The sequence below is a fragment of the Chitinophaga sp. CB10 genome (assembly GCA_001870995.2).
Classification (GTDB): domain Bacteria; phylum Bacteroidota; class Bacteroidia; order Chitinophagales; family Chitinophagaceae; genus Chitinophaga.
Genome location: MLAV02000010.1, coordinates 220,240 through 227,872, shown reverse-complemented (window position 1 = coordinate 227,872; position 7,633 = coordinate 220,240). Strand labels below are relative to the sequence as shown.

At 38.4% G+C, this 7,633-nt stretch carries 5 protein-coding genes; all 5 read right to left on the bottom strand.

The features are described 5' to 3' along the window. Positions 1-130: 130 nt before the first annotated feature. Positions 131-2,998 carry a type III restriction-modification system endonuclease gene (locus BOC67_RS16075; RefSeq protein ID WP_291911631.1) on the bottom strand — a complete coding sequence of 956 codons (2,868 nt, stop codon included), beginning with the start codon at positions 2,996-2,998 and terminating at the stop codon, positions 131-133. 2 nt (positions 2,999-3,000) lie between these two features. Further along, the gene (locus BOC67_RS16070) at positions 3,001-4,968 is read right to left on the bottom strand and encodes a site-specific DNA-methyltransferase (protein ID WP_291911630.1); all 1,968 of its coding nucleotides are present in this window, start codon (positions 4,966-4,968) and stop codon (positions 3,001-3,003) included. A 4-nt stretch (positions 4,969-4,972) separates the two neighbouring features. Continuing rightward, entirely contained in the window at positions 4,973-5,170 is a 198-nt protein-coding gene (locus BOC67_RS16065) for a helix-turn-helix transcriptional regulator (RefSeq protein ID WP_291911629.1), read from the bottom strand. A gap of 383 nt (positions 5,171-5,553) precedes the next feature. Further along, positions 5,554-6,537, bottom strand: coding sequence for an NAD(P)-dependent oxidoreductase (locus BOC67_RS16060; RefSeq protein WP_291911627.1), 984 nt, complete (start codon positions 6,535-6,537; stop codon positions 5,554-5,556). Positions 6,538-6,631: 94 nt separating this feature from the next. Further along, positions 6,632-7,633, bottom strand: a complete 1,002-nt coding sequence (locus BOC67_RS16055; RefSeq protein ID WP_291911626.1) for an alpha/beta hydrolase — start codon at positions 7,631-7,633, stop codon at positions 6,632-6,634.

The following is a 7,633-nucleotide window of genomic DNA, read 5'->3' as shown; positions in this document are numbered from 1 at the left end:
AAGTGTGGTAACTCAAACTTACCAAATTGGGCGGTTCTTCGGAACTGCCTTTTTTCATCCTAAAACATTATTTTAGTCGGACAATAGTGAAAATAATTAATAATTTAAGTTTATAATTGATGATATAAAATTATCGATAAATTTCTTTTATCAATTCCGTAATCTTTGTATTGCTAAACTGCGTTTTGAAGGAAACCTTTACTGCTCCATCAAATAATATTTCAGCGTGTTTGATTTTCTGTTTTTCTTCTTCACGTAATTTATTATCACCTGACACATCTTTTGTTTCTACAATAAAATGTAATTGCTTTTCGCCGTTTTTAAAGTCTAATACATAGGCAAAATCGGGAGAATAACTCGCACCTCCAGCTACAGGAATTTTTATTGAGTTCTTTGGTATTTTAGTAAATACGATAACTTCTTTAATCTTCTCAATAATGTTTTTCTTTTCTAACTCCGAATCGTAAAATAACTCTTCAAAATAATAGTTGTCTGCTACTTTATCTTCGCTCATTTGTACGCCAATATCGCTAGCATTTATTTCTTCTTTTGGACTTCCGTCTTCGTAAGTTAACTTCGTTGGGTGGATGCTGTTATTTACATTTTGATAGCCAATAGAGAATTTATCTATAGCATTATGCATTAAGTATTCATTAAAACCTTGCTTGATAATACGAATGGTAGATGCATTCAGATATTGATCTATTTCTATATCAGCATCTACAAATGCTTGATGAATGGTTTTCAAATTGATATGTAAAACCTTTGCCAACTCTTTGATAAAATCACTGTACAACATTGTTGAAACAGGCGTAATTTCATCATCAAAAATAGACACTTCTTCATCCAGCAATGCTTCATAGTCTTTCGCGATAATCTTCTTGGTTCTATTCTGTAAACCTTCTACCTTAAACTTACTCTTTAAGTCTGTAAAGAAGTCTTTTAACAAAGTAGTAAATTGTGCCTCATCATCAAACTTATATTCTAAAACTACTTTCTCATTCAGCTTTTCCCATAAGGCTTTTAGTTCTGCATACTTTTCTGTACGCACACTAATTTTCTTTGGAGTATCTGTGGCTTTACGAATTTTAGAAGAATTAACTCCTTGAAAGATATTTGGATAGTTTTGTTTGATATAATCCCAGCCACCGTCTTTAAAGGTATTATTACGTTTAATAACATCGTTATCGTCTAAAACCTCCAATAAATCATCTTCCGAGATACTGTATGCTTCAGTAATTTTTTGGATAATTTCTTCCGTTAATTTCGCTGGTATTGCTTCAATAGAAATAGCACCTGATTTTTCGTTGATCTCATTGACTAGCTTATCTACAAAATCGGATTCGGTAAAGTCTACAAAGTAGTTTAAATAAAATTGCTCATCCTTTACACGATTACCGTATTCATTAACAGGCAAACGTAAACCACGACCTACTTCTTGTAGCTTTGATATTTCAGAACCACTACTTCTTAACTTACAAATTTGAAATACATTCGGGTTATCCCAACCCTCACGCAAAGTCCATTTAGAAAAGATAAAACGACGTGGATTATCCAAATCTAAAATTGCTTCTTTGTCGTGTAAAATCTCATTGATTTCTTTCTCAATAGCTTCATCTTTATCCGAATTGTCTTTAGAGAAATAACCACCGTGTGTAGCATCAATATCCTTTAACGTTTTTTCTAAAAAAGCTTTATACGTTGCATTGGTTTCTGTCTTTAACAAACTTTCTACCTCTACTTTGATATACTGTTCTACTAATTGGCGTAAATGTCCATCCTTATTACGATATTCATCAATATTATCAATAAAGAATAAGGTTAAAGGCTTAATACGAACTTCACGAGTTAACAAGTCTTTTTCTATTTCAAAATGCTTTTTAATGGCTTTTTGAATCATCAGTTCTTGCAAGGTTTGTGCGTAAGAATACGGATTGATTTTATCACCTTTTTTCAGTTCTAAACCATTTGATAACACAATTTTAGACATATTCATTTGCTCTAAGAATAAATCTGTCATTTGCGGATGCACACGACTTAAACTATCGCCTTTACCAATTTTGATAGATTTTTTTGTCGTTCCCTCATTCACTTCAAACGTTGCTTCTTTACCATCAGTATCAATCAGCTTACCTAAAGCATTTTTACCTTCTTCAAATTCGGTAATATGTCCAATAACACCTTTTACCAAGTTTTTAGAAAAAGCATCTACTGCCGATAGCGTATATACTAAATTCTCGGTTTGAGTAAACGTCGCTCCGTAACGCAATATAATCTGTGGTTGCATCTTTTGGAGATTCTCCCACGTTTTATTGTCTTGCGAAAACTTATGCGGTTCGTCTATAATCATAAATGGGCGTGTGGCTGCAATGGCATCAAACGGAACATTGTATTTATCAAACAAACCTACATCAAATTTTTCTGTCATTGTTTTAGAATTAATCATACCGGCATTGATAATTAGTACCTGTATGCTATTCTTATCAAAATCACCAGCTTTCACAAAACTATTAACGGCAGATGGAATATAGCTTTTCTTTGATTTCTTGTTCGTTTGGCTTTCTACAATGTGTAGTTTTAATGATTTACCATATTGCTCATAGAAATGCTCACGAGAAGAATCCGACTTCAAGAAATTAATCGTACCTGCTTTAATAGACAAAGTAGGAACCACCACGATAAACTTAAAAATCCCGTAATGCTTGTTTAGTTCAAACATTGTTTTGGTATAGGTATAGGTTTTCCCTGTACCTGTTTCCATCATAATATCTATGATATTGGTACGTTTATCGTGTTCTACTCCTGCTAATGAATTATTTTTTGCAAGTTCCTTTACATTTCTCCAATACTGAAAATCTTTATAATCTAATAATGGATTGATGCACTGTTTATCTGTACCATCGGGCAACACTTTATTCACGTGTTCAAACACACGCAATGTAGCTTCTACCGCCTGTGCTTGATGGTCAAGATTTTTTTCAAAATTAAATCCCTTCATAACTAATACCGTGTAATAAAGTCGATGTCGATGTTCTTTTTGTTATTGTAAGTTTTGATGTTTTCTGCTATTTCACGCAACGCTTTACTTTCGAAATAATAACCAAAGGCAATAATAGCTGTTGGGTTAAAGTTAGCATCTGCATCTATCTGTTCTAATAAGGCTTTTAAGGTAGCTGTACTAAGCCCCTTGTGCATCAGATACAATTTCTGTTTGGTATAATACGCTTTATAGCCTGCCAAATCTATTTCTTGAACTGGCTCTGTCAATGGGCAACCATCATAGGTTTTCCAAGTGGTAAATAAAGCTTTTACATCTGCTTCGGTTAGCTTATCATCATCAAACAATTTTTCTGCATTAGCCAATTTCTCGGCTTTGAAATCGTAATCATCCCAAATAGGTGTTGTTTCGAAGATTTTGAAACCACTTGTATCGCCAATCTGCTTAGCAGCACGAATGATACGTTCTTTGGTAATCTCGAAAATAGTTGGTGGGGTAACGCCTAACTCATCTTTTACAAAATCATAAGCCGCTTTACTTTTCTTAGCATCTATAGGTTCAGGTAATTGTACTAAAATAAATTTCCTATTTCCGCCATCTTCTTTGTTCAACTGCATTACCGAGTGGGCGGTTGTACCACTGCCCGCAAAAAAATCAAGTATTAAATCATCATTATTCGTAGATATTTCTGTAATCTTTTTTATAAGTTCAATTGGCTTTGCATATTCAAATACTTTTGAGTCAAAAATTTTATCAAGGTCTTTTTTAGAATTATCATTAGAGTATTTATTATCCAAAAATTCAAGAGAAGAAGTTGCCTTTTTACGTTCAATTATTTCAACGTAATAGCCATTCTTGCTTTTTTTAATATTTGCATTTAGATAGGTTTTAGTATAAATTCTTTTACCTTTTATACCTTGCTTTACAACAATAAACCCTTCTTTTAAACCAAAATCAAACAAATCTTTAGACCAGCGCCAACAATAATCATTTTTTGGATTTCTTTGCTGTCTTTCAATCATTTCCTCTTTAGTGGAATTACCAGGTCTAAAAATCTCTCCTTCAATCTCAATTTCATAATCTAAAGATGCAGAATACTGTATTGAGTCATAATCTAAAGTTTGACTAAGCTTATAAGTCCCCCTTTCTTCTACATATTCATCTACACCATTATAGCCATTGCTTTCTAAATCTGATTTATTTAATTGAGAGATGCTTGATTTACGATAAAAAATCACATAATCATTATTACCAGCAACTAATTCTGTTGTTTTACCTGCTTTTTTTGTTATTCTTGCAAATTCTGCAACAAAATTCTCTTCACCAAAAACTTCATCCATCAATAAACGCAATTGAGCGACTTCGTTATCGTCAATAGAAACGAAAATGACGCCATCGTCTTTTAAGAGTTGTTTGGCAATATATAAGCGTGGGTACATAAAGGTTAACCAAGCCGAATGCGAATTGCTATTGCTTTGGGTAAATTCTAATATGCGTTTGGCTTCGTCTTCGCTTACGCCTGCTAAGTCTTGTAATTGTTTAGCGGTAAACTTACGGTCGTCATTATACACAAATCCATCCGAACCTGTATTGTAAGGTGGATCGATGTAAATCATCTTCACCTTTTCATAATAAGCATTGGATAAATGCTTTAATACTTCTAGGTTATCACCTTTTATCAATAAGTTTTGGCTGTTGGCATTTTCAGGTTTTGCATTGTGCACTTCATCTTCTTTGAGTAAAGTCGTTGCCGCATCGCTTGCCAATACTCTTGCATACGATTTACCTAACCAATTGAGACCATAACCTTCTTTGGCAATGTTAATATCCGAACTATCTAACTCTGCTTTAAACTTCGCAAAATCGAAATCGCCATTTTTATCAAAACAATGTGGAAAGGCTTGTTTCAATTTCTCCAAATTAGGATTGATGGCTTGTATATTGTTGGTAATGTCTTGTTCTGTACTCATTTTATTATTTGGTTGAATTCAACAATTCTTTAATATCTATTTTTAAAAGCTGTGCTATTTGAGTCATAGTTTCTAAGCTAGGTTGCACTTCATTAGTTACCCACCTAGAAACCGTTACCTCACTTTTACCCAATTGTTCAGCAAGCCACTTATTTGTTTTGTCATTTTCAGCCAAAACAATTTTTAATCTATTGATTTTCATTGAGTGTTATTAGATTAACATTTGATGTTAAATATAATATCAAATTTTTGATTTAGATATATTTTTTAGAAAATTGTAATTGGCCTTAATACATAATAATATTACTGTCGAATTATTATCCTATGAAAACAGAAAAGCAAAATATTCCAGCCAGCGAAGATGAAAAAGCATTGTATACTTATACGGGAGTAATGATGATCTCTTTTTTTGTTTTAGCGGCTTTTGGAGAATGCGTCAGTCTTTTCTCAAATGATTTTGACTGTAACAGGTCCCGGGGTTCGAATCCCTGACTCTCCGCAAGTAAAAAGAGATCATCGGTAATGATGATCTCTTTTTTTGTTTTAGCGGCTTTTGGAGAATCCCTCAATCATTTCATAAATAACCTACCCCACCGGATAAGGCCCCTCCGTAAACCGCTCCTCATGATATCCCTTTGAGCCGGTTAATTCCGCAAGTTCACTAAACAACCTTTCTCCTGCCTTTATCCGCGCCACTACATAAGCGAAATCATATACGGGTTCCCAACCCAGCTCTTTCCTCGCTTTATCATTTACATATACCCGGTCTATACATGGGTGAATCTTCCAGCCGCGGCGGCTATAGATGCCTGCATATTCCGGTACGGCGCGCAAAACTACTGCGGGCGCATTGTACCGCAGGTCATGCAGGTCCGCAGGGCGGAAAGGAGTAGTAGCGCTGATGATATAAACGCCCCATCCAATGGAAGCAGCCTTTTCAGCCGCCAGCAAATGTGCATTTACCGCGTCGGACAGCTCTACCCGGCGAAACAGGAACTCGTTGGCCTTCAGGTTCTCGTCCTGAAAGGATTCCCGCATATGTTTATCGTCGTCTTTTTCAGGAAAGAACCGGGAAGTGCGAAGTACAATACAAGGCAGGCCGAAGTTTCTGTAGAAGAGCTGACAAAGGTCTTCCGCTGCTTTTTTGGTTACCCCGTAGATATTTTTGGGCTGCGGCTGTACTTCCTCTGTAATCCAGGCGGCAGGCGCTCCGGCCGGCGGCACCAATGCATCCCCGAAAACGCTGGTCGTACTGGTGAAAACAAAGCGCTGCACGCCGGCGGCTACTGCTTCCTGCAGGAGGTTAAGCGTGCCGGTAATATTGGTATCTACGAATTGCTGCGCCGTATGCGTAGCCACATGGGGCTTATGAAGGGTGGCCGCATGGAAAACGGTGGTTACGCCTTCCATACAAGTTCTAACGAAGGAGCGGTCCGTAATGGAGCCTATATGAGTAGTAAAGGCGGAAGGCCGTATATCCAACCCGATTACTTCTACCGGGCGCTGTTGTAATGTGCGTACCAGCGCCTCTCCAAGATGCCCGGCGCTGCCGGTTACTAAAACTTTCATATGCTCTGTTTTGATGGAAATGCTGCAAAGTTAGAAATCAGCCCTGCTCCGGGCGGGACATTTGTCCCGCCGCTATCGCTAAAGGCCTCCCGCATCACTCCGCCATCTTCCCCGCTTCTTCAATCGCTTTCGCAAATTCTTCCGGCGCTTCTTCCGGGAAATTATGCCCCACTCCTTTAACCGTATGATGTACATACTTGCCGGTAAACTTACCCGCATAAGCTGACGGATCAGGGTGAGGCGCGCCATTGGCATTTCCTTCCAAAGTAACGGTAGGTACGGTGATCACCGGCGCCTTAGCCAGTTTTGCTTCCAAACCATCGTATTGTTTTTCCCCTTTCACGAGGCCAATACGCCAACGATAGTTATCAATCGTGATCGCTACATGATCCGGGTTATCCAGTGCCGCAGCTGACTTTGCAAATGTGCTGTCGTCAAAATGCCATTGCGGAGAAGCCGTCTGCCAGATAAGCCTGGCGAAGTCGTGCGTATATTGCTGATAGCCTTTGCTTCCGCGCGCTGTTGCAAAGTAAAACTGGTACCACCAGGCCAGCTCGGCTTTAGGAGGCAGCGGTGCGCTGTTGGCCTGCTGATTGCCGATCAGGTAACCGCTTACTGATACCAGGGCTTTACAGCGCTCCGGCCATAAGGCAGCGATGATGTCTGCCGTCCTCGCGCCCCAGTCGAACCCGCCGATGATGGCTTTCTTAATCCTGAGCGCATCCATAAACGCAATAATATCTGCAGCGAAAACCGATTGCTGGCCGTTGCGCGGCGTTGCGTCAGAGAGGAATTGGGTGCTGCCATAACCGCGCAGGTACGGAATATAAATATGATACCCCTTCTTCGCTAACAATGCCGCCGATTCATCGTAACTATGTATGTCATAAGGCCAGCCGTGCAGCAGGATCACAGGTTCCCCGTTTGCAGGGCCAGCTTCCGCATAACCCACATTGAGCACGCCTGCCTTGATATGTTTGATTGAATCCACTGCCGGGGCAACATCCCCCGTGCCTGCATGGGCGTTAAGATGACCGAGTAAAGTACACAAGCCTGCTAATATAAGCCTGTAACTGCCGCTGATGAACTGTTTCAT

Excerpts from the sequence above, each read along its gene's own strand:
- BOC67_RS16055 (WP_291911626.1), bottom strand. The coding sequence starts at position 7,633 with ATGAAACAGTTCATCAGCGGCAGTTACAGGCTTATATTAGCAGGCTTG.
- BOC67_RS16065 (WP_291911629.1), bottom strand. The coding sequence starts at position 5,170 with ATGAAAATCAATAGATTAAAAATTGTTTTGGCTGAAAATGACAAAACA.
- BOC67_RS16060 (WP_291911627.1), bottom strand. The coding sequence starts at position 6,537 with ATGAAAGTTTTAGTAACCGGCAGCGCCGGGCATCTTGGAGAGGCGCTG.
- BOC67_RS16070 (WP_291911630.1), bottom strand. The coding sequence starts at position 4,968 with ATGAGTACAGAACAAGACATTACCAACAATATACAAGCCATCAATCCT.
- BOC67_RS16075 (WP_291911631.1), bottom strand. The coding sequence starts at position 2,998 with ATGAAGGGATTTAATTTTGAAAAAAATCTTGACCATCAAGCACAGGCG.